The sequence below is a fragment of the Candidatus Cloacimonadota bacterium genome, from assembly GCA_016932035.1.
GTDB lineage: Bacteria > Cloacimonadota > Cloacimonadia > JGIOTU-2 > JGIOTU-2 > Celaenobacter.
This window is the reverse complement of sequence record JAFGDR010000031.1, coordinates 75,392-98,165: the sequence shown is the minus strand read 5'-3', so window position 1 is coordinate 98,165 and position 22,774 is coordinate 75,392. Positions and strand designations below refer to the sequence as shown.

Annotated in this window: 24 protein-coding genes; 10 read left to right on the top strand and 14 right to left on the bottom strand. The window is 39.0% G+C overall.

What is annotated here, in order from left to right:
* Positions 1-4: 4 nt before the first annotated feature.
* The 14 genes from JW794_05370 to mnmG are packed head-to-tail and all read right to left on the bottom strand — an operon-like array spanning position 5 to position 10,330.
* Positions 5-1,693, bottom strand: coding sequence for a F0F1 ATP synthase subunit alpha (locus tag JW794_05370; GenBank protein ID MBN2017541.1), 1,689 nt, complete (start codon positions 1,691-1,693; stop codon positions 5-7).
* A 29-nt stretch (positions 1,694-1,722) separates the two neighbouring features.
* Positions 1,723-2,253 (bottom strand): ATP synthase F1 subunit delta, encoded by a 531-nt coding sequence (atpH, locus tag JW794_05365; protein ID MBN2017540.1) that lies wholly within the window; start codon positions 2,251-2,253, stop codon positions 1,723-1,725.
* A complete protein-coding gene (gene atpF / locus JW794_05360) occupies positions 2,246-2,743 on the bottom strand; it encodes a F0F1 ATP synthase subunit B (protein MBN2017539.1) in 498 nt (165 codons plus the stop codon). Before atpF ends, atpH begins: the two co-directional genes overlap by 8 nt.
* A gap of 54 nt (positions 2,744-2,797) precedes the next feature.
* Positions 2,798-3,037, bottom strand: a complete 240-nt coding sequence (atpE, locus tag JW794_05355) for an ATP synthase F0 subunit C (protein ID MBN2017538.1) — start codon at positions 3,035-3,037, stop codon at positions 2,798-2,800.
* Between the two features lie 20 nt (positions 3,038-3,057).
* The gene (gene atpE / locus JW794_05350; GenBank protein ID MBN2017537.1) at positions 3,058-3,789 is read right to left on the bottom strand and encodes an ATP synthase F0 subunit C; all 732 of its coding nucleotides are present in this window, start codon (positions 3,787-3,789) and stop codon (positions 3,058-3,060) included.
* A 3-nt stretch (positions 3,790-3,792) separates the two neighbouring features.
* Positions 3,793-4,623, bottom strand: coding sequence for a F0F1 ATP synthase subunit A (gene atpB / locus JW794_05345; GenBank protein ID MBN2017536.1), 831 nt, complete (start codon positions 4,621-4,623; stop codon positions 3,793-3,795).
* An 11-nt stretch (positions 4,624-4,634) separates the two neighbouring features.
* The gene (locus JW794_05340) at positions 4,635-4,961 is read right to left on the bottom strand and encodes an ATP synthase subunit I (protein ID MBN2017535.1); all 327 of its coding nucleotides are present in this window, start codon (positions 4,959-4,961) and stop codon (positions 4,635-4,637) included.
* Positions 4,962-5,001: 40 nt separating this feature from the next.
* Positions 5,002-5,238, bottom strand: a complete 237-nt coding sequence (locus tag JW794_05335) for an AtpZ/AtpI family protein (protein ID MBN2017534.1) — start codon at positions 5,236-5,238, stop codon at positions 5,002-5,004.
* A 3-nt stretch (positions 5,239-5,241) separates the two neighbouring features.
* The gene (locus JW794_05330) at positions 5,242-5,610 is read right to left on the bottom strand and encodes a polymer-forming cytoskeletal protein (protein ID MBN2017533.1); all 369 of its coding nucleotides are present in this window, start codon (positions 5,608-5,610) and stop codon (positions 5,242-5,244) included.
* A 13-nt stretch (positions 5,611-5,623) separates the two neighbouring features.
* The gene (locus tag JW794_05325; GenBank protein MBN2017532.1) at positions 5,624-6,280 is read right to left on the bottom strand and encodes a M23 family metallopeptidase; all 657 of its coding nucleotides are present in this window, start codon (positions 6,278-6,280) and stop codon (positions 5,624-5,626) included.
* The gene (locus JW794_05320) at positions 6,277-7,107 is read right to left on the bottom strand and encodes a ParB/RepB/Spo0J family partition protein (protein MBN2017531.1); all 831 of its coding nucleotides are present in this window, start codon (positions 7,105-7,107) and stop codon (positions 6,277-6,279) included. Before JW794_05320 ends, JW794_05325 begins: the two co-directional genes overlap by 4 nt.
* Entirely contained in the window at positions 7,104-7,880 is a 777-nt protein-coding gene (locus JW794_05315; protein MBN2017530.1) for a ParA family protein, read from the bottom strand. Before JW794_05315 ends, JW794_05320 begins: the two co-directional genes overlap by 4 nt.
* Positions 7,873-8,511, bottom strand: coding sequence for a 16S rRNA (guanine(527)-N(7))-methyltransferase RsmG (gene rsmG, locus JW794_05310; GenBank protein ID MBN2017529.1), 639 nt, complete (start codon positions 8,509-8,511; stop codon positions 7,873-7,875). The genes JW794_05315 and rsmG overlap by 8 nt, the downstream gene beginning before the upstream one ends.
* Positions 8,501-10,330 carry a tRNA uridine-5-carboxymethylaminomethyl(34) synthesis enzyme MnmG gene (gene mnmG / locus JW794_05305; GenBank protein ID MBN2017528.1) on the bottom strand — a complete coding sequence of 610 codons (1,830 nt, stop codon included), beginning with the start codon at positions 10,328-10,330 and terminating at the stop codon, positions 8,501-8,503. The genes rsmG and mnmG overlap by 11 nt, the downstream gene beginning before the upstream one ends.
* Positions 10,331-10,496: 166 nt before the next feature.
* Here mnmG and JW794_05300 point away from each other — a divergent pair, with 166 nt between their 5' ends.
* The 10 genes from JW794_05300 (at position 10,497) to JW794_05255 (ending at position 22,716) form a co-directional block, all read left to right on the top strand.
* Positions 10,497-11,723: a GAF domain-containing sensor histidine kinase gene (locus JW794_05300; GenBank protein MBN2017527.1), complete on the top strand. Its 1,227-nt coding sequence runs from the start codon at positions 10,497-10,499 to the stop codon at positions 11,721-11,723.
* A 3-nt stretch (positions 11,724-11,726) separates the two neighbouring features.
* Positions 11,727-12,125 (top strand): response regulator, encoded by a 399-nt coding sequence (locus JW794_05295; protein ID MBN2017526.1) that lies wholly within the window; start codon positions 11,727-11,729, stop codon positions 12,123-12,125.
* Between the two features lie 40 nt (positions 12,126-12,165).
* The gene (locus tag JW794_05290; GenBank protein MBN2017525.1) at positions 12,166-14,268 is read left to right on the top strand and encodes a GHKL domain-containing protein; all 2,103 of its coding nucleotides are present in this window, start codon (positions 12,166-12,168) and stop codon (positions 14,266-14,268) included.
* Between the two features lie 8 nt (positions 14,269-14,276).
* A complete protein-coding gene (locus tag JW794_05285; GenBank protein MBN2017524.1) occupies positions 14,277-15,701 on the top strand; it encodes a sigma-54-dependent Fis family transcriptional regulator in 1,425 nt (474 codons plus the stop codon).
* A 9-nt stretch (positions 15,702-15,710) separates the two neighbouring features.
* The gene (locus JW794_05280) at positions 15,711-17,837 is read left to right on the top strand and encodes a tetratricopeptide repeat protein (protein ID MBN2017523.1); all 2,127 of its coding nucleotides are present in this window, start codon (positions 15,711-15,713) and stop codon (positions 17,835-17,837) included.
* Positions 17,838-18,080: 243 nt separating this feature from the next.
* On the top strand, positions 18,081-18,503 hold the full coding sequence (locus tag JW794_05275) for a hypothetical protein (protein ID MBN2017522.1): 423 nt from the start codon (positions 18,081-18,083) through the stop codon (positions 18,501-18,503).
* A 77-nt stretch (positions 18,504-18,580) separates the two neighbouring features.
* On the top strand, positions 18,581-19,924 hold the full coding sequence (locus tag JW794_05270; protein ID MBN2017521.1) for a type II secretion system F family protein: 1,344 nt from the start codon (positions 18,581-18,583) through the stop codon (positions 19,922-19,924).
* Positions 19,925-19,943: 19 nt separating this feature from the next.
* Entirely contained in the window at positions 19,944-21,728 is a 1,785-nt protein-coding gene (locus JW794_05265; protein ID MBN2017520.1) for a type II/IV secretion system protein, read from the top strand.
* Positions 21,729-21,730: 2 nt separating this feature from the next.
* Positions 21,731-22,165, top strand: coding sequence for a hypothetical protein (locus JW794_05260; GenBank protein ID MBN2017519.1), 435 nt, complete (start codon positions 21,731-21,733; stop codon positions 22,163-22,165).
* Between the two features lie 2 nt (positions 22,166-22,167).
* Positions 22,168-22,716, top strand: coding sequence for a hypothetical protein (locus tag JW794_05255; GenBank protein ID MBN2017518.1), 549 nt, complete (start codon positions 22,168-22,170; stop codon positions 22,714-22,716).
* The last annotated feature ends 58 nt before the right edge of the window (positions 22,717-22,774 follow it).

Sequence of the window (22,774 nt, the reverse complement as noted above, 5' to 3'; positions counted from 1 at the left end):
CCGTTTATGCTTCCTCTTCAACTTCCTCGACAATGACTTGGTGTTCAAAAACGGATTTTACCTTTTTCGAAACTTCATGCAGCTGTTTTTCGATTTCTTCAGTCACACCTTTCGGCTCAATCAATTTCTCTTGCAGTTTCTTATAATCTTTATCGAGTACTTCAAAAAGCTCTGCCTGAACATCCTGAATAATATCAACGGGAAGGTCATCGAGATATCCTTCATAACCCATGAAGATGATAGCGATCTGCTTTGCAACAGGTATGGGTTTGTACTGTCCCTGCTTGAGGATCTCAACATATCGATATCCACGGTTAAGCTGATCCTGTGTATCCTTATCGAGTTCTGCACCGAATTTCGCAAACGCTTCGAGTTCTCTGAACTGTGCAAGCTCGATACGAAGACGTCCTGCCACCTGTCTCATTGCCTTGATCTGTGCTTTACCGCCAACACGGGATACCGAGAGTCCGGCATTGATGGCCGGTCGTACACCGGAGAAGAAGAGCTTTGATTCAAGATATATCTGTCCGTCTGTGATTGAGATCACGTTTGTAGGAATATAAGCTGATATATCGCTTGCCTGGGTTTCGATGATGGGAAGTGCTGTAAGTGAACCACCGGTTTCGGGAAGTTTATACGGTTTACATTTTTCAACACCGAGTTCCTTAAGGTCTTTTTCAAGCTCTTTAGCACTTGATTTGATATGCTTACGATATTCTTTTTTATTCACTCCCTCTTTTGCATGCTCTTTTTCTTTAGGAATAATGATATAGACTTCTTCCAGCTTTGAAGCTCTTTCGAGAAGTCTTGAATGCAGATAGAACACATCGCCGGGATACGCTTCTCTACCCGGAGGTCTTCTCAAGAGAAGCGAAATCTGTCGATATGCAACAGCGTGCTTTGAGAGATCATCATAGATAACGAGGACATGTTTTCCCCTGTCACGGAAATATTCTCCCATTGTTACACCTGAATAAGGCGCGATATATTGAATTGCTGCAGGATCTGATGCTGTGGCAGATACAATGATCGTATAATCGAGAGCTCCGCGCTCGCGCAATGCTTCAACGACTTTTGCAACCGAGGATCTTTTCTGGCCGATTGCCACATAGATACAATATACATCAGTATCTTTCTGGTTGATGATCGTATCGACTGCGAGTGCTGTCTTTCCTGTCTGGCGGTCGCCAATAATGAGTTCTCTCTGCCCTCTTCCAATAGGGATCATCGAGTCAATTGCTTTTAAGCCGGACTGAAGGGGTTCGATCACCGGTTGTCGTGCTACAACACCAAGAGCTTTTCTTTCGATCGGCAAGCTTAATTTTGACTCTATCGGTTCTTTACCATCAAGAGGTATTCCAAGAGGATTGACCACACGTCCCAACATAGCTTCACCAACAGGAACCTGAACGATCTTCTTTGTTCTTTTAACAATATCGCCTTCTTTGATGGATTCACTTTCCCCAAGAATAATACATCCGATATTATCCTCTTCGAGGTTCAATGCCATGCCGTATATTTCATTATTAAAAAGAACGAGCTCAGAAGCCATGATATCCTGTAGACCATACACACGAGCAATGCCATCACCAACTTCGATAACTCTGCCGACTTCGTCTATATCGACCTTATAATTATATTTCTCTATCTTTTCTTTGATTATTCTACTAATTTCATCAGGTTGTATTTTCATCATACTCCTAAAATGATCTGCTTCATATATTAAAATTTCCTCTTCAACTCATCGAGGTTGTTTCTGATGGATGCATTGATCGCCATTTCGTCATTATAAGCAAGAAATCCACCCTTTATATTCGGATTTATCTTATGGTTGAAAAGCACCTCTCCATCAACGTATTTTGCAACAAATTTCTTTATTTTTTGAAAAGTATTTTCATCTATCTCATGCGCGGTGACAAGATCAAAATCATAGATCCCGAGTCTTTTGTGGATAGAAGCAAGGAGTTCATTGAGTATATCAGCAATGAAAAAAATCCGCTCTTTATCGATAAGTACATTCAGGAAATTCTTTATGACATCCTGTGCCCGAAGTTCTTTCATAAGAAGCTCTACAATCTCCTTTTTATGACTATCTTCGACAATCGGTGAAATAAAAAACTTTTCGATTTCTAGGTTATCTTTGAGGATTGTCTGTAAAGCAAGCAATTCATTTTCGAGACGAGGTAAATCACTATCTTCAATAACTTCAAGAAGAGCTTTTGAATAGCGCCGAGCGATGATATTTCTAATCAACGGACGACTCCTTTTTGCTTTCCTTCTTGATCATCTCATCGATGAGTTTTAGGTCTTCATCTTCGGTCAGTTTCTTTCCGATTATCCTGTCAGTCAGGTCAACGACAAACTCACCGATTTCTTTTTGTATGCTTTCTTTCGCCTTGATAACTTCGACGTTGATCATCTCCTGGGCTTCGCCAATGATCACATCTCGCTGAGCTTCTGCATCATGAAGAATCTCTTCACTTTGAATCTTCGAAAGCTTGATAGCTTCGTCACGAATATCACGCGCTTCTTCTTTTGCTTTTCTGAGTAATTTCTTTTGTTCTTCCAATATTTTTTCTGATGATTCTTTATGCTTTTGCGCGCTTTCGAGATCTTCCTTGATCTGCGACTCTCTCTTCCGAATAAAATCCATAAGCGGCTTATACAAGAGCTTTTTTAGGATAATCAGTAAAATTATAAAATTTACAATTACCAGAATAAGCGTATAATCGATATTAACCATACTTAAGACTCCTTTCCGACGTTTCGGGATTCCATCCCTATATATCAGGAGCGCTTACACTGCGAAAATAAGCAACAGGGATATAACGAGCGAGTAGATACCGGTAGATTCCGATACTGCCTGGCCAACAAGCATTGTTCTTGTGAGTAATCCTGCGTTTTCAGGAGAGCGTGCAATACCTTCACAAGCTTTTCCTGCGGTGAATCCTTCACCGATTCCAGGTCCGATAGCACCGAATCCCATACAAATGCCGGCACCTAACAAAGCTGCTGCTCTAATGATTTCACTTTCCATGTATCCTCCTAAGGATCAAATTACGTTACGAATAATAATAAAAATGCAATAACTAATGCATATATTGATGTTGATTCTGATACCGCTGCACCTACGAACATGGTTCGAAGAAGAACTGAGGACTGTTTGGGGAATCTGCTGATCCCATCAACCGTTTTTCCTGCAACGATACCGATTCCAAATCCTGGACCGAACGTGCCGAATCCCATTGCAAATGCCGCACCGATAAATGCAAAAGATTTGACCACACTGTTTCCGTCCGGTGTTGAATATAAAAGAAGCATGGCAATAACAAGGGCAAAGATGGCTGAGGTTTCTGACAATGCCTGTCCAATAAGCATATTTGCTGTTAAGGTCTTTGCTTCTCTGGGTTGTCTGCCAATGCCCTGGCATGCCTGCCCTCCTGCATAACCAATACCAAGCCCCGTTCCCAGGCATCCAGCTCCCATGACAAGCCCTGCACCAAAGAGTGATGCTATTCTCTGCCATCCTGCATCAGGAACAATGGAACCCCCAAAAAGAAGGAGCATAGCAATAACGAGAGCGAAAATGGCTCCTGTCTCAGTTATTGCTTGGGCAATGAGCATTGTGCGTAGAAGCACATCATTTGACTTGGGCTGTTTCATCATAGCATAATTAGCATTGCCGGCAATATAACCCTCACCAACACCTGCTCCGATGGATGAGATGCCCACGGCGAGTCCGGCACCTATATATGCTGCAACATGTATCAAGCTTACTGTATCAAACATAATTTATTTTATCGCTACTGCGGTATATGACAGTATAAGCATCGTGAAGACGAATGCCTGTACTGTTCCGATGAACAAACCGAAGAATAAATTCAAGCCAACCGGTATAAGGATATATCGTGTCAGATTTGAAACGACCAAGATGATAATTGCTCCTCCCAGTATGTTTCCAAAAAGACGGAAGGAGAGAGAAATAACATTTGAAAGTTCACTAACAACATTCAGGGGTGTCATGAAAGGAAGCGGTTCGGTGTATTCCTTTAGATAACGTCCAAGTCCCTTTGCTTTTATTGCAGAAAAATGAACAACACTCAAAGCCATGATTCCCATTCCAAGCGGAACATTGAGATTTCTTGTCGGCTCAAGATTACCTGGTATCGGGATCAAACCGATGATATTACAAAGCCAGATAAATATAAAAATTGTAAAAATATACGGTGTGAAATATTTCTTCTTTTCCCCAATCGTTTCAACGACAAGACTATAGAAAAATGAGTAGATCATTTCAGCTATAATTTGCAGTTTACCAGGGATGAGAGACATTTTTCTTCTTACAAGAATAGCAAAAAGTATCAAAAAAAGATCGACGAAAAGGATGACGCGAAGAACACTCCAGTTGATCATGAATTTCCCAAACAACTTTACCATATGATAGTGCTGAAATTCGTGCGTTATCCTATCCTGTATGGAAAGATCGGTCGCAACATTTCGAATGATAAGCTTCCCTTCATCGAATCCAATTTGAAGCTGGTAATTTAGCCCAACCGAAATAAGCCCCTCAATAATGAGTATTGTGAGAACGATTACCAATAATTTCTTGGACTTTTTTTTCATGTACTTTGCGTTTATTCTGATATTTGATTATTTTTCCCGGCAAAAATTCCATCGACGAGTACGATGATGGGAGCTATGAGTAAGCCGGCAAGAAGTGAAAATATATTGACCTTAAGAAATTTTACAAGAACGACCACAAATACGAGAAGTGTCAGGTACCTGATATAGAAATTCTTGAAAATACTAACTTTTGCACCGGAAGGGCTGAGCCCAACTCGATTTTCTGCACCCTTTGCCTGAAAATAAAAATTTAAACCTGAAAGGATCGAGCCTAGAAAATATCCCAGCCAGAGCTTCAAGTTTTTTGTGATAAGCAAAAGTGCCGGAATCTCTGTCAAGAAAATTAGCCCGAGAATGTGATAAACGTATTTGCGGAAGCTACTTGTCAGAATTTTCATTTTTTTTTATCATTCGATAGCAGGACATCGCACCGGTAACAATGCCTAAAAAAATACCAATAATGATCGGGAATCCCTTTAAATGCCATTTTCTATCAATGAAAAGTCCGATAAAAAAGAATATGAGAATATTGATAACCATTGTGAGTCCAAGTTGCGCCACAAGGCCGAGTCCCTCGAATACTTCCTTATAATATCCCTTATTTTTCAACGGCATTGGTTATTCTTTTGACTTCTTCGTGCTTTTGGGACCATCAACCTGTTTAACACTGCAATTTCCGCAGATCTGCGTGCCGGATTCCATGGAAAGAACACGTGCTATGATGTCTCCGTTTATATATGCAGAACTTTTAAGTTCTAATTTCTTTTCAATTGTAATATTCCCTTCCACTTTCCCAGAGATGATCGCTTCGCACGACTGAATATCTGCTTTTATATTCGCTTTCTCTCCGACCAGCAGAAATCCATCACATTTTATTTTTCCTTCAACACTGCCATCGATACGAACACCACCCTCGGAATGAATTTCTCCATTAAATGTTGTGTGCTCACCAATAATTGTATCTAAATTATTTTCTCCGTTTTTCACGAATGAACCTCCGCTATTTTATTTTTGTTTCCGGATCGATATTTTTATTTTGATATGTTATTTCAAAATGCAGATGCGGTGCAGAACTGATTCCAGTATTGCCGACTTCTGCAATCTTTTCACCCTTACGAACAAATTTACCTTCTTCCACAATAATTTCAGAATTATGACCATAACTGGTTTCATAGCCGTTGAGATGATCTATAGTCAATAGTTTACCGTAGACATCATTATCCAGATCAATCATCTCGACAACACCGGAAGCAGATGCGTACACCGGTTCACCAATCTTGCCTGCCAGGTCAATGCCATAATGGTTTTTCTTGGGTAAATAGGGTTTTGTGAGAATAAAGTCTGCGAGTGGACAGAAATTTGGAATGTACTGCTGAAAATTAACAAAATCTTCTGTCGCATCACCAAGTTCTTTTTCATGAACTTTGATTTCACTAACAGGTTGAGAATGAAGGGATGTTGTTGTACTCTCTTTTTGGTTAGATGCTAGTAGGTCTTCCAGCTGCTTTACCTTGAGATCCAATCCCTGCTTTTCCTGCCGCAGCATTTCGCTTTCCGATGAAAGATCACTGATAAGGTAGAGCGATACGATAATATACGAAGCCGCAATGATTGCTATGATAATCGAAAGTAATGCAACAACTCTTTTATGTTTCATTTTTGATGCATAATCATTTCGAGGATTTTTTCAAATTCTTCCTCGGTGTGATAATAAATCTCAAACTTACCTTTTTTATGCCCTTTGATCTTAACCCTCGTGCCAAATCTCTTTTCAAGATCCTGTTCGAGTGCAACCAGATGGATGTCTCTTTTCGCTGGTTTCTTTTCCTTGGTGAGTTTATCAAATTTCTTTGAGATTTCCTCTGCTTTATGAACAGAAATTTCATTTTTAACAATATACTTCGCAAAATTATTTTGTAATGATTGATCAACCTGAAGGATTGCTCGTGCATGGCCGGCAGAAAGCACATCATCTTTTATCATATCGATCACTTCGGGCGGAAGTCTGAGAATGCGTAATGCATTTGTAATTGCAACCCTGCTTTTTCCAACGATCTCGGATATTTTTTCGTGAGTATATTTAAATTCATCAATAAATCGTTGATATGCCATTGCTTCATCGACAGCATTGAGGTTTTCTCTTTGGATATTTTCCACAAGTGCCAGCGCAAGCAATTCCTGATCTTTTGCTGTTCGTGTGATAGCCGGCACGCGTGAAAATCCGGCAAGTTGTGCAGCAGTAAGTCTTCTCTGTCCTGCTATCAGTTCATACTTTTCATTACCTGCTGGTCGAACGATAATCGGTTGAATTATTCCATTTTGCTTTATTGAATCCGCAAGTTCCTGTAATTGTTTTTTATTGATTGATTTTCTGGGTTGGTAGGGATTGAAGGAGATATTCTCAATCAGGATCAGCTGTACGCCAGTCTTTTCATCTTCATTTACTTGAACCAGAGCTTCCAAACCTTTTCCAAGTTTACTCATTCGACATCCTTTCCATCTTTTCTTAAAACCTCAAGGGCAAGATGCAGGTAATTCTGTGCACCTCTCGAATCAATAGCATAGGTCAGGATCGGTTTTCCATAACTTGGGGCTTCACTTAGTTTTACATTCCTGTCTATGATCGTTTTGAAAACAATATCCTTGAAATATCGACGAACCTCTTTTGCCACTTGCTCGGACAGCAGTGTGCGCCTGTCATACATCGTTATCACGATCCCGAAAATTGAGAGTTTAGGATTAAGCTTTCGTTTTATAAGCCGTATCGTTTTGAGGAGTTGTGCAATACCTTCTAGTGCATAATATTCTGATTGAATAGGAATGATCAGATCATTCGAAGCGACCATTGCGTTCACGGTGAGAATATTGAGAGATGGGGGACAATCGATAATGATATAATCGAATCTTCCGTCTATTGCAGAGAGGATATCTTTAAGTTTTTTTTCTTTATCTTCAAGTACCAGCAGCTCAACTTCTGAACCAATGAGGTCTATCGAAGATGGGATAATGCGAAGGTTCGGAATGTCTGTTTCAATTATCGAATCGTAAATATGCGAATCACCGAGAAGGAGGTCATATATCTGCCCGTCAACAGTGTTTTTATCAATACCAATTCCGCTCGTGCAGTTCGCTTGTGGGTCGAGGTCGATGAGGAGGACTTTTTGTCCATATGATGCCAGAGATGCAGCAAGATTTATCGCAGTTGTCGTTTTGCCGACACCGCCCTTTTGATTTGTGATAGCAAGTACTTTAGCCATGTTTCTTTACGATGATATAAGCCCGTCTTCCGAGCCCTGAGATCTCATTTCTTATTATTTCTGTAGAGGCACAATCCTGATAGTTCTTTATCTTGTCAACTTCATCATCAATTACTTTCGATTTGTATAAAATGATACTTCCTGCTGGTTTTAAGAGCTTAAATGCTTTCTCAAAATACTGATCGGTCATTTTAACTGCGCGAACAACTATATGATCAAAGGTGCCGTTCAGATCTTCTGTGATATTCTCAAATCTGCATGTAAGAATTTCTGTATCTGAAAGATTGAGCTTGTCTTTTATAAAGGTAATAAAGAGCGCTTTCTTTTTAATCGATTCTACGCAATACAACTTCATATCGTAACAAATTATTTTGAGAGGAATACCTGGAAAACCAGCTCCGCTTCCAAAATCTAAAATATAACTATTGCCAAGATCATTATAATTTGAAAGTAAAACAGAATCGAGAAAATGTGTAGTCCAGATGGTATTAATTGTTTTTTCAGAAACGAGATTGAATTTTTGATTCTTTTCTTGAATGAGTGTTTCGTATTTCTCGAACTTTTCTATGACGGAATTCTGTACTTTGTGCTTGCGTAAAAAGTCTAAAAAGATTTGTTTACTATCTTGCATCGAGTGTTTTCAGTTTTATCAGAAGTGCAGATACATCTGCAAAGGTGACACCTGGTATTCTTGCTGCCTGTCCGACAGACAGTGGTTTTACTTTAGTGAGTTTTTCCCTCGCTTCGTAAGATATGGTATCAAACTCCATGTAATTAAAATCTACTGGAATTGATTTATTCTCAAGGTAATTGAATCTTTCAATTTCCTGTTTTTGGCGCTTTATGTATCCTTCATATTTTATTTCGAGAGAAATTTTCTCTTTAATGTCATTGGTCACATCGTTTCCGATGGTATATCCAAATCTTGAAAGATCATCGTATGATATTTCGGGACGCCTGAGAATATCGATCATCTTATATGCTTTATCGGAATCAGATATTGCATTCTGTTTTTGCAGCTTTTTGATCTCTCTATTTTTGATCTTAAGCGCTTCTTTGAATTTCTTGAATCTCTTATCATCAACCAATCCAAGTTCATGACCGAGGGGCATAAGACGTTCATCAGCATTGTCCTGACGCAGGTGAAGACGATATTCTGCACGTGCTGTGAACATTCGGTATGGCTCATCGACTCCTTTCGTCACAAGATCATCTATCAGAACACCTATATATGAATTGTCTCTGTGCATGATAACCGGATCTTTCCCCTGCACATATTTCACCGCATTAACGCCAGCTATGATTCCCTGTGCTGCTGCTTCCTCATAACCCGAGGTACCGTTTATCTGTCCCGCAAAGAAAAGCCCCTTTACCAGTTTTGTTTCAAGACTGTAATGAATATATTCTGTTGGAATACAATCATACTCGATTGCATAACCGTATCTCATCAGTTTTGCATTCTCAAGCCCCTCGACCGAGTGTATCATATCGAGCTGTATCTGCGGTGGAAAACTTGTTGGCAGTCCGTTAGCATACATTTCAAATGTATTTATTCCTTCCGGTTCGATAAATACCTGGTGTCTGTCTTTCTCTGGGAATTTCTTGATCTTATCCTCGATCGATGGACAGTATCGTGCACCGATCCCGGTAATGTTTCCACTGAATAAAGAAGACTCAGTAATGTTGTCAGAAATGATTTTATGAGTTTTTAGATTAGTATATGTTAGATAACAACTCACTAAATTCTTTGGTTTAATGTCTGTATAGAATGAAAATTTTGGTGGTGGATCGTCCGGTTTTTGTTCTTCCAGTTTTGAATAATCAAGGGTTCTTGCATCGAGACGTGCAGGGGTGCCTGTTTTGAATCGTGAGAGAGGGAATCCGCATTTTTTCAGAGAGTTAGATAATTTTATCGATGCAAACTCACCCGCTCTACCTGAGGAATATGTATTTTTCCCAACATGTATTGTGCCATTCAGAAATGTACCAGCAGCAATGATCACGGTTTTAGCATAATATGTCTGTCCGTATTGAGTAATCACTCCTTTTATATGACCCTCTTCAACAATAAGCTCTTCGACCAAAGCCTCTTTTATCTCGAGATTTTCCTGGTGCTCGATAACTGTTCGCATCTCGATCTGATATGCGATCCTGTCTGCTTGTGCGCGCGGAGCCCAGACTGCCGGACCTTTACTTTTATTAAGCATCCTGAAATGAATGCCTGTTTTATCGATAACCTGCCCGATGGCACCGCCGAGCGCATCGACCTCGCGGGTAATATGCCCTTTTGCGAGACCTCCCACTGCGGGATTGCAAGACATCCTGCCGATCGTCTCAAGCTTGATGACAAACATGAGGGTATCTGCCCCCATCTTTGCAGCAGCGAGTGCAGCTTCGCACCCGGCATGCCCGGCGCCAACAACGATAACATCATAGATATGTGAATGCATTACTATTTTTACTTCCTGTTTTCTGTTTAACGGAGTTTTTGTGTGCGGGTTTTTTCGTCAAATATTATTGCCCTAATGTACCATGTCTGTGTTGATAATAAGCGAAAAACTTGACGTAATAAAAACATTACACGGTTACTAAATTTATTAATAATTGGTAAAATATATGCCTGAATCAAAAGAAGCCACACAATTCGATGCACTGCTGACGATCACGCAGACGATCAACTCTCACCTGAAACTGGATAAAGTTTTGGAATCGGTTATGGATGTTGCTACTCAAGCAATGCAGGTGGAAGCATCCTCACTCGTTCTTGTGGATGAAGAGACGAACGAACTTCTCTTTCATGTTACTGAAGGTGTGAAAGCAAAGATCATCAAGACCATTCGTATGAAAGCTGGTGAGGGTATTGTCGGCTGGGTAATTCAGGAGGGAAAACCGGTATTGGTTAACGATGTTAGCAAAGATCCCCGTTTCTTTAAAAAAGCTGATAAGAAAAGCGGCTTTACAACTAAATCAATTCTCTGCGTACCTATGAGCACTTCCAAAAAATGTGTCGGTGCAATCGAGGTTCTCAATAAAGAAAACGGCGAGAAATTTACCAAAGAAGACCAGGAATTCCTTCAGGCGATTGCCAATCAGGCAGCTATTGCAATCGAGAATGCAAAACTGCATGAGCAAATCGTTAAGACAGAGCGTCTTGCTGCGATTGGGCAAACGGTGTCTGGTCTTGCTCACTGCATAAAAAATATTCTTAACGGTATACAGGGTGGATCATACATTCTAGATTTGGGTCTTAAGAAAGAAGATTTTTCGAGTGTTGATAAGGGATGGAGTATTGTTAAAAAGAATAATGAGTTCATGAAGGAACTGGTTCTCGACATGCTTTCCTATTCTAAAGAAAGAGAGCCGGAATATGAGACCGTCAATCCGAACGAACTTGTAAAAAGTGTATATGAACTCATGCTGCAAAAAGGAAAAGAAAAAGGAGTTGAGCTTACATTCGATCCTGAAGAAGAATTGCCGGAAGTTCACATCGATCCAAAAGGAGTAAAGAGAACAGTTTTAAATCTTGTTTCAAATGCTATCGATGCGTGCGAGGAGACCAAGGGAGCAAACGTTCATATATCTGTACAATCAACCGACGGAAAAACATTCCGCATTCATGTCAAAGATACGGGTATTGGTATGCCGCCCGAAATTCAGGCAAAACTTTTTCAGGTTTTTTTCAGCACAAAAGGTTCGAAGGGCACCGGTCTCGGACTCGCAGTTTCCTATAAAATAATCAAGGAGCATGGGGGAAATATAACCGTTGAATCCGAAAAGGGCAAAGGTACAGCATTTACGATTACATTACCAAAGAAAAGAACACATAAACAGCTACGGAGGTAGGTCATGTTAGAGAAAAAAAGAATATTAATCATCGATGATGAACCGGATGCAATTGCTTTTTCCGAAGCAATGCTTTCCGAAATTGGAGATTTTGAGATTGAGACTGCCATAAACGGTCTTGAAGGTTTAAAAAAAGCAGAAAGCGTTAATCCCGATCTAATCATACTTGACGTACAAATGCCCGAAATGAATGGATTTCAGGTATTTAATAAATTAAAGACGAAATCTGGTTTTGATTCAACACCTATAATCATGCTTACAGGTATCGAATCTAAGACAGGACTTCATTTTAATGCAAAAGACATGGGGGTCTTCTTAGGTGCAGAACCAAATGCTTATGTAGCTAAACCAGTCGAGCCAGAGGAGTTTATTTCCGTTGTAAAATCCGTTCTTGGATTATAGGTATCCTTAAAAACCATTTTTCCAAATAATTATCTACTTTGTGAAAAAGAAAAAACGCGGACTCCAAAAACAGATCATCCTCTTGTATTTTGTCTTCACCTTCTCTCTGGTTTTTCTTCTTATCTTCAGTGTGTGGCAGTTAACCAGGTTTGGTATTTCTGAATTTGAATACGAGAGGATTTCACGTGTTCTCACAAACATAAAAAGCCTTAAGCTGGACATAACTAATAATGTGAACAGGTTCACTACGGAAATGTCTGGTAACCCGGATCTCATCACTTCACTTGAAAGAAATGATATCTCGTCTGCACAAGCGATACTGACATCATATAAAGAACGCAATCTTTTTAGTTACATAGCTCTTTTCACCCCAGAGGGTAAAAGTCTATATGGCGAATCGTGGGATCTGGTTGATTCCTATCTTCCCAAAATGCTCTTACTTTCAAAACAAAATGTTACCCAGGGATTCTATGCGAGTTTTTTGAATAAGATCTATTATTTATCATTCTCGCCAGTGCTCCCGGATACAGAAAACTATGCCCCCTCACTTGGACTTGTATTGAACGTTCATCAAATAACATCTCTGGAACTTAGATTAACTCAGAACTTTCATGTGTTTATCCTGCCATATCCGGATTTCTCAATAACAGAGAATGAAATTTTAACTAAGATCGAACCTGAATTAAAGAAAAAATTATCACCTGTTCTCAGAACGAAAAACCGTGAATCAGTATTACGTTTGAATGGTGAGATTGCTGTTGGGCTTTTGATAAACTATACCATTCTTGATGAACCTGCGGCATTGACGATCTATGTGTACGATCGTGAATTCAATAAATTCTATCGGCAAAGCATGTTTTTCTTCTTCCTAATACTCGTTGCGTCGAGTCTTGTTATCGTCAGTTTTTTAAGCAACTGGCTTGGCAAACGCATTATGCAACCCATAAAGCAGATCAGCGATAAGATGCAAAGGATCGAGAAAAACCCGCTTCGTATCGAACCCATTGAAGATGAATACAGCGGCGAGTTGGGTAATATGGTTTCTGCCTTCAGTTCTATGAATCGTTCTCTTGTTGAGTATAACAAATCTCTGCTGGAATACAAGGTCCTCACTGATAATATTGATATTGGGGTACTGTGGACGGATTCAAAAATGAACATCCTGATCTGTAATCCCAGCGCAATGCATATTCTTGAGCTTATTTCATCAGACGAGATCATTGGAAAAAACCTCTCTGATTTCATCCAACTTGATGAAGATCTCATATCCCAAGCCCACGAAGACAGTCTAACATTACCCAGATTAGAAATCAATTTCCCGGGCAAAAAGAAATTCCTTAAATTTGTCATCCTGAACATCAAGGCTGTTGATGATACCATTGGTTTGAGGATGGTGGCTACAATAACTGATATAACTCAAGAAATAAATGAAAAAAAGGCACGGGAAGCCCTTGAGATGGAGATTATCAAGAGCAACAAACTTGCTGAAATTGGAAGACGGGTTGAAGGAGTTGTGCATAATATGAACTCTCCTCTTAATTCAATCCTCGGTTATGCCCAACTCGTAAAGAAAGATTATCAAGATAATGAAGATGTAGATAAGATCATCGATGCTGCCAAAAATATTTCCCATGCAGTTAAAACACTTCTTCGAAAAGTCCAGCAGGATAATATTTCTATGATGAGACCGATCGATATAAACCAGCTGATCACACAAGAACTTGAGCTGCTCAAGCATAATCTATTTTTCAAACATTATGTCGTCCTCGAAACACAACTTTTCAACAAACTTCCTCATATAAAAGCAGTTTATAGCGATATCAGCCAAAGCTTTACCAATCTCCTTAATAATGCTATTGAATCCATGAAGGAAAGTAAAGATAAGATTGTCCATGTGCGCACATATCAGCAATCGGATATGATTGCAATTGAAGTCAAAGATACCGGAGAAGGCATTGAAGAGAAATATCATTCAAAGATCTTTGAACCATACTTCACGACCAAAAGGGGAGACGGACAGGGCGGCTTCGGACTTGGTCTGGCGATCTGTAAAAACGTTGTAACAAGATACGGAGGGTACATCACTATACATTCTGAGTTTGGCAAAGGAAGCACATTTACGATCTTTCTTCCATATGAATAAAACTAATTATGAATAACGAAAAAATACAAACGGAATTCTTCAACAGAAATGCACGAATCCTTATCGTTGATGACGAGAAGGACACGCTTGATATATTTCGCCGTCATCTTGAAGATGAATATGAAATTGATACTGCACATTCTGCCGATGAGGCAATGACCAAACTTGAGAGTAATGTCTTTCATATTGCGATGACCGATATGGTCATGCCTGGAACTGATGGTCTCGAACTCTTATCTCAGGTAAAGAAACGGTGGCCTCAGCTTGCAGTTATTATCATAAGTGGGAAAGCTTCGATTGGTATGGCTGTTGAAGCAATGAAGATCGGGGCGGATGAATTTATTGAAAAACCGGTTGAAGATCTCGATCTGCTGAAGATCATCATAAAAAGACTATTACGAACAAGATGGCAGCATGAGGAGATTGAGAGACTGCGAAGCATACTTGCACAAGAATTTGATCGCACTCAAATCATCGGAAATAGTCTGTCTATCCAAAAAATTATGGAAAAGGTCAAACGCATTGCTCCACTTGACACAACAGTATTGATAACCGGAGAGACCGGTGTGGGAAAAGACCTTTTTGCTGATCTTATATACAGAAATAGTAAGCGAAAATCCAATAAATTTGTTGCTGTAAACTGTGGCGGACTTCCAGAGAATCTTCTCGAAAGTATGCTTTTTGGGCATAAAAAGGGATCGTTTACTGATGCTATCAGAGATAAAGTAGGTTATTTCGAGGAGGCAAATCACGGCACGCTTTTTCTCGATGAAATAACTGAAACAAGTACAACATTTCAGGTAAAACTCCTTCGTGTGCTTGAAAAGGGTGTTATACGGCATGTTGGAGGAGATACTGATATAGAAGTCGATGTGCGCGTTATTACTGCAACGAATAAAGATATTGAAAAAGAAGTTAAGGAAGGTAAATTCCGACAGGACCTTTTTTATCGGTTGAATGTTATCCATTTGAATATTCCGCCGCTTCGAGAAAGAAAAGAAGATATTCCTCTTTTGACAAATACCTTTGTCCGAGAATTCAGTATTAAATATGATAAGAAGAATTTAGAAATTTCCGAATCGGTCATGTCTGTTCTCCAATCCAGTGATTGGGAAGGCAATATTCGAGAATTGAAAAATGCTGTTGAACACGCTGTTGCTATGGCAGCTCATAATAAAATAGTGCTCGATGACCTCCCGTTGTCAATTTATCAAAAATATGATGTTAAGATGGAACGGTATTATGACCCAACACATATGTATTTCTCAGAAGCAAAAGATGCTTTTGAAAAACAATATGTTGAGCATCTCTTAAAAATGTGTGAAGGAGATGTATCAAAAGCTGCTAAACTTTCCGGGATTAAACGACCCAATCTCTATGATAAATTCAACAAACACAATATCAACGTAGACAAGTTCAGGAAGAAATCATAATTCCATTCTATGCAAATCGATATCTCAAAGACCACACAGCATTCAGTTTTGGTTTATTACATCTTAATTATACTGATAGGTATACTAATTTTCGGCATATTAACAACCTATGATTTTGTCTGGGATGATAAAGATCCCAATCTGATCGAGAACAAATATCTGCAGAATCCTTCCTTAAAAAATATCGCACACTTCTGGATTATGCCCTATGCACAGATGTATATTCCGATGTCCTACACTTCATGGGCGTTAGTTAAAGAGATTGGGCAACTCCTTCCGTTTGGGAACTCCGTAGACGGTTTCAATCCGTTCGCATTTCATCTTTTTAACATTCTTTTTCATATTTTGAATTCAATTCTTGTTTTTAAAATATTAAGACTTCTTATCAAGGGGAATCTGCCTTGTTTTATCGGAGCTCTTTTCTTTCTCCTACACCCTCTTCAAGTAGAAACAGTTGCTTGGATCACAGAATTCAGGGGATTAATGAGTGCATTCTTTGGTTTTAGCTCTTTGTATATTTTACTAAAAAATGATGTTTATTCCTGTAAAGATTTATCTAGTAAATGCTTAAAAATCAGATATATTAATTCATTGATACTCTTTGTACTCGGCATGCTATCCAAACCATCAGTTGCCGTCATATCTATTATTGGCTTTCTCATTTATCTCTTTTACTTCAAAATTGATGTGTGGCAATCTTTTAAAAAAGTCATTCCTTTTATTATTATAACAATTCCGTTCGTTTTTATTCTACGCTATGTTCAACCTTCATCCTTTCATACAGAAGTCGCTCCTATCTGGTCGCGTTTTTTTATTTGGATGGATACAATTAATTTCTATCTCCTTAAGACAATTATACCATATCCATTGGTTACAACATATACAAGGACATTCCAGAATCTTCTTCCTCATTTCTGGTTTTATCTTGAATGGATTATACCCCCCCTTCTGGTTTTCTTAGCGATTAGGGCAGATAGAAAAAATAGAATCTTATTTCTGGGTCTTCTCATTTTTATTGCAGGATTTCTTCCAGTTTCGGGTCTCATATCCTTTGTCTTTCAGAAATGGTCCAATGTTGCAGATCGTTATGTATACTTTTCCATGTTTGGATTTGGTCTTATTATTGCATGGCTTTTAGATACATATCGTAAGAAGCTTATTTGGGTTCCTATTATTATTGTGCTTCTATTATTTACTATTCTTACACGTATTGTTCAAATTCCTGTATGGAAAAATTCATTAATCCTCTGGAGTCATGCACTCACGCATGGTGAACCAAATACCTATGCATATAATAACAGGGGAATTGCTTTTCAAAAGAGCGGAGATTATAAGAACGCACTTGAGGATTTTAAAAAATCCATAATTTTGAATTCCTTACACACTAAATCCTACTACAATATTGGAATCGTATATGCAGAAAATGCAAGACCGGATTCTGCAATAACCTATTATAGTAAGGCAATAGATCAGAAGGTTGATTATGTAGATGCATATCTGAATCGAGGAGTTGCGTATAATCATTTGAAACAGTATGACAAAGCCCTCAAAGATTTCAACTTTATCATCAATATAAATCCTAATGATGAAATGGCATACAGCAATAGAGGAATCGTCTATCTTGAGCTTCACAAATATGGTTATGCATTGAAGGATTTTTCCCGTGCTATCATTCTTAATCCCAATCGCGCTCAAACTTATTACCTGAGAGGTAAAGTAAAAAATCTGATCGGAAATAAAGAAGGAGCTCTATCAGATTTTAACGCAGCACTTAACCTCAAACCAGACTTGATTGATGCACTTGTCCAAAGAGCAATGCTCTATGAAGCAAAAGGGAACTATGAAGCTGCAATTATTGATGCTTTAAAATCATATCGCTTGAATAAAGATAAATTGGATTCTGTTATATTGCTTGGGGATCTTCTCACTAAAAAAGGTGACTTGCCAATAGCTATAGATTTCTATTCACATGCTATTTCTATCGAACCAAAGAATGCTGAAATCTATAAAAAGCGTGCTGTAGTCTATTACCTTCTTGGTAAATATATTAAATCTAATCAAGACGTTCTTCAGGCTGAACAACTTGGAGCAACCATAAGAAAATCGTTTTTAGAATCACTGAGAGAAAAACTATAGCGGTGTATCTTTTTTATTACACCCTCGGCAACAGCGTCGCTTTTTTATAACACTTTCTCAATAAGTTTTTTTGTTCTCTTCTGATATCAGAACGCTAGAAGTGCTCATAGCATAGTAGTTGTAAGGCAAAGATTTTTAAAAATCTATCATTTTCAATCTTGGCACGGAACTTGTATTATATAGTAATGTTGATAGATGTGACGTTTGTGAGTTACGAACAAAAATAAAACCCAGGAGGATCCCATGGGAACTCAACAAATTCTGCTCATTGTCTTGAGCGTTATTATCGTGGGTATTGCCGTTGCAGTTGGTATTACAATGTTTAATACCCAAGCACAGAATGCTAATCGTCAAGCGCTTGTTGCTGATGCGAACAATTTTGCATCACAAATGATCGCTTATTACAAGACACCGACATCACACGGTGGTGGTGGAAGAGCTTTTGAGGCTTCAATGGATACATTAGAAATTTGGATTGGATTTGCTTCTGACGGCACCTATTCCAATGACAATGGTACCTACGCGCTTACTCGTGGAAGTGCAAGCGTTATCACAATTGTCGGTTCTGGTACTGAAGTTGGTAATGATGGTACAAATAACACAAAAGTTACTGCCACTATTACAGCTACAGCAGCTGATCCAGTTTCAATGGCAATTGATAACTAGACGCATTATTACGTAATGTAGAATTATTGGGAGGTATAAGTTTTTATTATACCTCCCTGATTTTACTCCCTTAAAACATGCTTAAAGAATTTCGCTATACGGGAATTAACCAAGTTGACTCGCCCGTTCAAGGCGTCGTTCTTGCGAGTAACTCCACAAGCGCGAAAAAACTTATCCGTGACATCGAACTCAAACAAAATATTACAGTAAATAAAATTGATCCAAAACGGAATTTCATTTACAGGATTAAACTGCCAAGTGGTAAGAGGGTAAAGGGAAAACAGGCAGCTTTTTCCAAAATTGAACTCATTCAAGCACTTTCTCGTATTGGATATTCAAACGCAAAGATCGAACCTGTCCTCTTTGATTTTCAGTCGAAACCATCATTTGCCAATATCCTGATGTTCGTAAACTTAAGTTCATTTCTTCTTAAGGAACAGATGAGCTATGATAAAATTCTCCGCATGCTTGCTGAAGAGGAAACTAATCCTACATTGAGATCAACACTTAAGAAAATTGAAGGAGAGCTTAAAAAAGGAAAGGAAGGAACAGAAGTTTTTAACCGTTACGCAGATGTGTTCGGCAAATTTCCAGCTTATATGTTGGGTCTTGCAACAAAAAGCGGTAATATGTCTGAGGTATATGATGCAACTGCGAAGTTCATGGAAAGGGATATGGAATATAAAAAAAGCCTCCGCCAGGCATTGATGACACCAATGTTTACTGTTCTTGCCATGATTGCAGCTGTGCTCTACTACATTATTTCAATTTTCCCCACGACCGCCGAGCTTTTCATCAAATCGGGTGTTGAGGTGCCGCCTATGACTGCAGCAACACTGCAGATGAGTGATTTCTTTGCAGCAAACTGGTGGTGGATGGCATTATTGGTAATTATTCCGATAATCGGACTTGTTATATGGTGGCGTACACCTGATGGTCGTGTGTGGCGTGATAGGACGATTATAAAGCTTCCCATCGTTGGAAAACTTCTTCATAAATCGAGCATTGAAATATTTTGCCGCGTTTTTGCAGCTATCTATTCTGGTGCAGAGAATAACATTGAGACGATCCAGGCTGCTGCAGAAGCTTGTAGAAATGCATATATGGAAAAGAATATAAAAGAAATCACCATCCCTCTTATGTTGAAAGAAGGTATGTCACTTGTCCCTGCACTATCAGCTGCAAAGGTTTTCAATCATACAACATTAAGCAGATTTAAAACCGGTTCGGAAACGGGTAATGTTCTTACGGCCGCTCAACAAATCGCAAAATTCTATGAAAAAGAAACAACATACAAAATGCAGAATCTTATACAGTCCATTCAAACATTGATTGGTGCATTTATCGGTATTGTTATAACTGCTCTCACTGTTGTATCTGCGGAAATCGCTACTGTATCACCAAAAACACCGGGCATGTAAAAGATTAAGGAAAAAGTATATGTTAGGAAAATCAAGATTAGGTAAGCTGCTGGTCGATAAAGCAATCATTGATAAAGATACTTTGAATAAGGCTCTTATCATCCAAGCAGATGAGGATCCGTATAATCCACGACGTCTGGAAGATATCCTTGTAACTGACCTGAAGGTCAAGCACGATGATGTTTATGGTCTTCTGGCTGATCTCTATGCATTCAGGAAAGTTGACATTAATGTCGATAAATTAGATCAGGCACAAATAAGCCAAACACGCGAGATCCTTTCAAAATTTCCTGAAAATCTTAAAAGAGAGTTGCTTTATAAGAAGGTCTTACCTTACCAACTTGCGCAAGGAAGGCGTACAACGCTCATCATACTTGCAGCTGACCCAACAGATAAAATTGTAGAAAAAATACCCCTCAATACTGAATTCAAAAAATATGAAGTCGCATACTGCTCACTCACTACCATTGAGGAATTGATCAAGATCATTGCCCCTCAAAAAAATGAATTCCTTGAACTTCTCAGTGAGGCAGGCGAGCAGATGGAAGAAGTTAAAGAAGAAGGAAAGGCAGAGGGTGTAGACGAATATGCTTTAGATGAAGAAATCAATAAAAGCCTTCTCGTAAACCTTTTCGAGGGAAGTCTTATAGAAGCTGTTCGAAAAGGTGCAAGTGATATTCATATCATCCCCTTTCAGCGCTCGAATGTTGATTTCCTCTTTCGTGTAGATGGCAAGCTTCATCAATGGCATAGGCAGGAAAAGACCTCACCAGAAGCAATAGCTGCAGTTGTTAAGGACAGAACAAATGGTATCGACCGATTCGAAAGAGATAATGCACAGGATGGTTTTGCTCAACGAGTTGTCGATGGACACCTGATCCGTTTTCGTGTATCTGTTCTCCCAATCATATCATCTGAATATGAACGAAGGTTCGAAAGTATCGTCATCCGTGTTATCGATGACAGAAACGTTATCACAGACCTTGCAAAACTTGGTTTACAAAAACAAGCAGAATCAGATTTCTTAAAAGCAGTAAACAAATCAAAGGGTATCATTCTTCTTACCGGTCCAACCGGAAGTGGAAAAAGCACAACCTTGATGGCTGCCCTTCACCATGTGATCGATCCCTCTCGAAACGTGCTCACATGTGAAGATCCTGTCGAGTATGTTATAAAAGGTGCACGTCAGTTAAAAATAAGTGCAAAGATGTCATTTGATCAGGCAATTCGTTCTATCCTCAGACACGATCCTGATATCGTCATGGTTGGTGAGATAAGAGATAAGATCACTGCAGATGTTGCTGTAAAACTTGCAAATACCGGACATCTGACTTTTTCTACACTCCATACAAACGATGCTCCAAGTGCTATTTCCCGATTATATAAAATGGGTGTAGAGACTTTCCTGCTTGCCTATGCAGTCAATATCATTATTGCTCAGCGTCTCGTAAGAAGACTCTGTCCTGAATGCAGAAGACCTCTTTCCAGGGATAAATATAAAGGCGCTCTTGAACTTGGTCTTACTGAAGATGATCTTAAAAAGGGACTCGTCTATGAAGCTGGTCCTGGATGTAAGAAGTGCATGAACGGCTATAAGGGGCGTGTTAATATTTGCGAAGCCCTCTATTTTACTGACGAGATTCGAAAAGTGATCATGGAGTCAGGTGAAGAAATTGACGAAGAAAAGATTCGTAAAATCGCAGAAGGCCAGGGCATGCTTTCGTTGCTTGACTCAGGTCTGGATAGAATCCGAAAAGGACTTACTTCTGTTTCTGAAGTGTCCTATGCAACATCAGAAGGTTAAATATGACATACGGGCAGATCTTCCTCATCCTCCTAGCAATGGTTCTCTTTTCAACCATTTACCTTACAACTTATAATAGTCTATATGACCAAGCAGATCTCGCATACAAAGGAATGTATCTTCTCAATGGACAAAAGGTTGTTGATAAATATTTTCAGGAAATAGAATCAAAAATTCTTGGAGAACTCCTCTCTTTTGATGCCTTGGAATCTACTTACGATAATCGTTCAGACTCCCTTTCGGTTTCTGACCAGGTTTATCATATAAATATAGTAACATCCCCCTGCACCCGAACAGGGGTAGATACAACTACTGCATCACCGGAATTCGTCCGTGTTGATATTAATACATGGACATTGCATCCGGATGGTGATACGCTCTGGATTGGAATGCCTCAATCACCAATAAGCAAAGTTTTTGTGGACCTTTATTATTAATTATGATTACAGTATTAGAAGCAATCGGTGCAACGATCATCGGTGGAATTTTCATTCTGACCATGGTGGCTTGTATTATCAATATTCATGCAATTGGCGTTAATACTTCCCAACAGATAGAGCTTGTCGAAATATCTGAAGATGTTGTTTCTGTCGTTGAAACATATCTTTCTCTCGTTGGTGCTGGCGTCGCAGATTCGGCAGTTATTGCTGCGCAAGACACACTCTTTACATACTCGTATGCTGACAGTGTCGGAGGAACCAGACATCTGGTAAATATGGGTCAAGAAAATGTGGCTGGGTCGAAGCAGCTTTCTGTTTATGTTGACGGCAATCCTGATCCGATTCTCGGACCCTTCGGGCTTTCAGATTACGGGGTTCAATTTATATATTACGATGTAAATGATAATCCAAATCCTGCTGACTCCCTTGTTCGCTATGTACAAATGACAATGGAGTTTGAATACGACACGTATAGAGATGATATTGATAAAAGATATATTAGACACAGAATTCAAATCTGGAAATATTTCAAAAATCTATATTTATAACTGATGATAATAAATAGAAATGTATTGACAAAAAGGCAATTTACATTGTTTATTGATG

Excerpts from the sequence above, each read along its gene's own strand:
- JW794_05370 (MBN2017541.1), bottom strand. The coding sequence starts at position 1,693 with ATGAAAATACAACCTGATGAAATTAGTAGAATAATCAAAGAAAAGATA.
- atpF (MBN2017539.1), bottom strand. The coding sequence starts at position 2,743 with ATGGTTAATATCGATTATACGCTTATTCTGGTAATTGTAAATTTTATA.
- atpE (MBN2017538.1), bottom strand. The coding sequence starts at position 3,037 with ATGGAAAGTGAAATCATTAGAGCAGCAGCTTTGTTAGGTGCCGGCATT.
- atpE (MBN2017537.1), bottom strand. The coding sequence starts at position 3,789 with ATGTTTGATACAGTAAGCTTGATACATGTTGCAGCATATATAGGTGCC.
- atpB (MBN2017536.1), bottom strand. The coding sequence starts at position 4,623 with ATGAAAAAAAAGTCCAAGAAATTATTGGTAATCGTTCTCACAATACTC.
- JW794_05335 (MBN2017534.1), bottom strand. The coding sequence starts at position 5,238 with ATGCCGTTGAAAAATAAGGGATATTATAAGGAAGTATTCGAGGGACTC.
- JW794_05325 (MBN2017532.1), bottom strand. The coding sequence starts at position 6,280 with ATGAAACATAAAAGAGTTGTTGCATTACTTTCGATTATCATAGCAATC.
- JW794_05320 (MBN2017531.1), bottom strand. The coding sequence starts at position 7,107 with ATGAGTAAACTTGGAAAAGGTTTGGAAGCTCTGGTTCAAGTAAATGAA.
- JW794_05315 (MBN2017530.1), bottom strand. The coding sequence starts at position 7,880 with ATGGCTAAAGTACTTGCTATCACAAATCAAAAGGGCGGTGTCGGCAAA.
- rsmG (MBN2017529.1), bottom strand. The coding sequence starts at position 8,511 with ATGCAAGATAGTAAACAAATCTTTTTAGACTTTTTACGCAAGCACAAA.
- mnmG (MBN2017528.1), bottom strand. The coding sequence starts at position 10,330 with ATGCATTCACATATCTATGATGTTATCGTTGTTGGCGCCGGGCATGCC.
- JW794_05300 (MBN2017527.1), top strand. The coding sequence starts at position 10,497 with ATGCCTGAATCAAAAGAAGCCACACAATTCGATGCACTGCTGACGATC.
- JW794_05295 (MBN2017526.1), top strand. The coding sequence starts at position 11,727 with ATGTTAGAGAAAAAAAGAATATTAATCATCGATGATGAACCGGATGCA.
- JW794_05285 (MBN2017524.1), top strand. The coding sequence starts at position 14,277 with ATGAATAACGAAAAAATACAAACGGAATTCTTCAACAGAAATGCACGA.
- JW794_05280 (MBN2017523.1), top strand. The coding sequence starts at position 15,711 with ATGCAAATCGATATCTCAAAGACCACACAGCATTCAGTTTTGGTTTAT.
- JW794_05275 (MBN2017522.1), top strand. The coding sequence starts at position 18,081 with ATGGGAACTCAACAAATTCTGCTCATTGTCTTGAGCGTTATTATCGTG.
- JW794_05270 (MBN2017521.1), top strand. The coding sequence starts at position 18,581 with ATGCTTAAAGAATTTCGCTATACGGGAATTAACCAAGTTGACTCGCCC.
- JW794_05265 (MBN2017520.1), top strand. The coding sequence starts at position 19,944 with ATGTTAGGAAAATCAAGATTAGGTAAGCTGCTGGTCGATAAAGCAATC.
- JW794_05260 (MBN2017519.1), top strand. The coding sequence starts at position 21,731 with ATGACATACGGGCAGATCTTCCTCATCCTCCTAGCAATGGTTCTCTTT.
- JW794_05255 (MBN2017518.1), top strand. The coding sequence starts at position 22,168 with ATGATTACAGTATTAGAAGCAATCGGTGCAACGATCATCGGTGGAATT.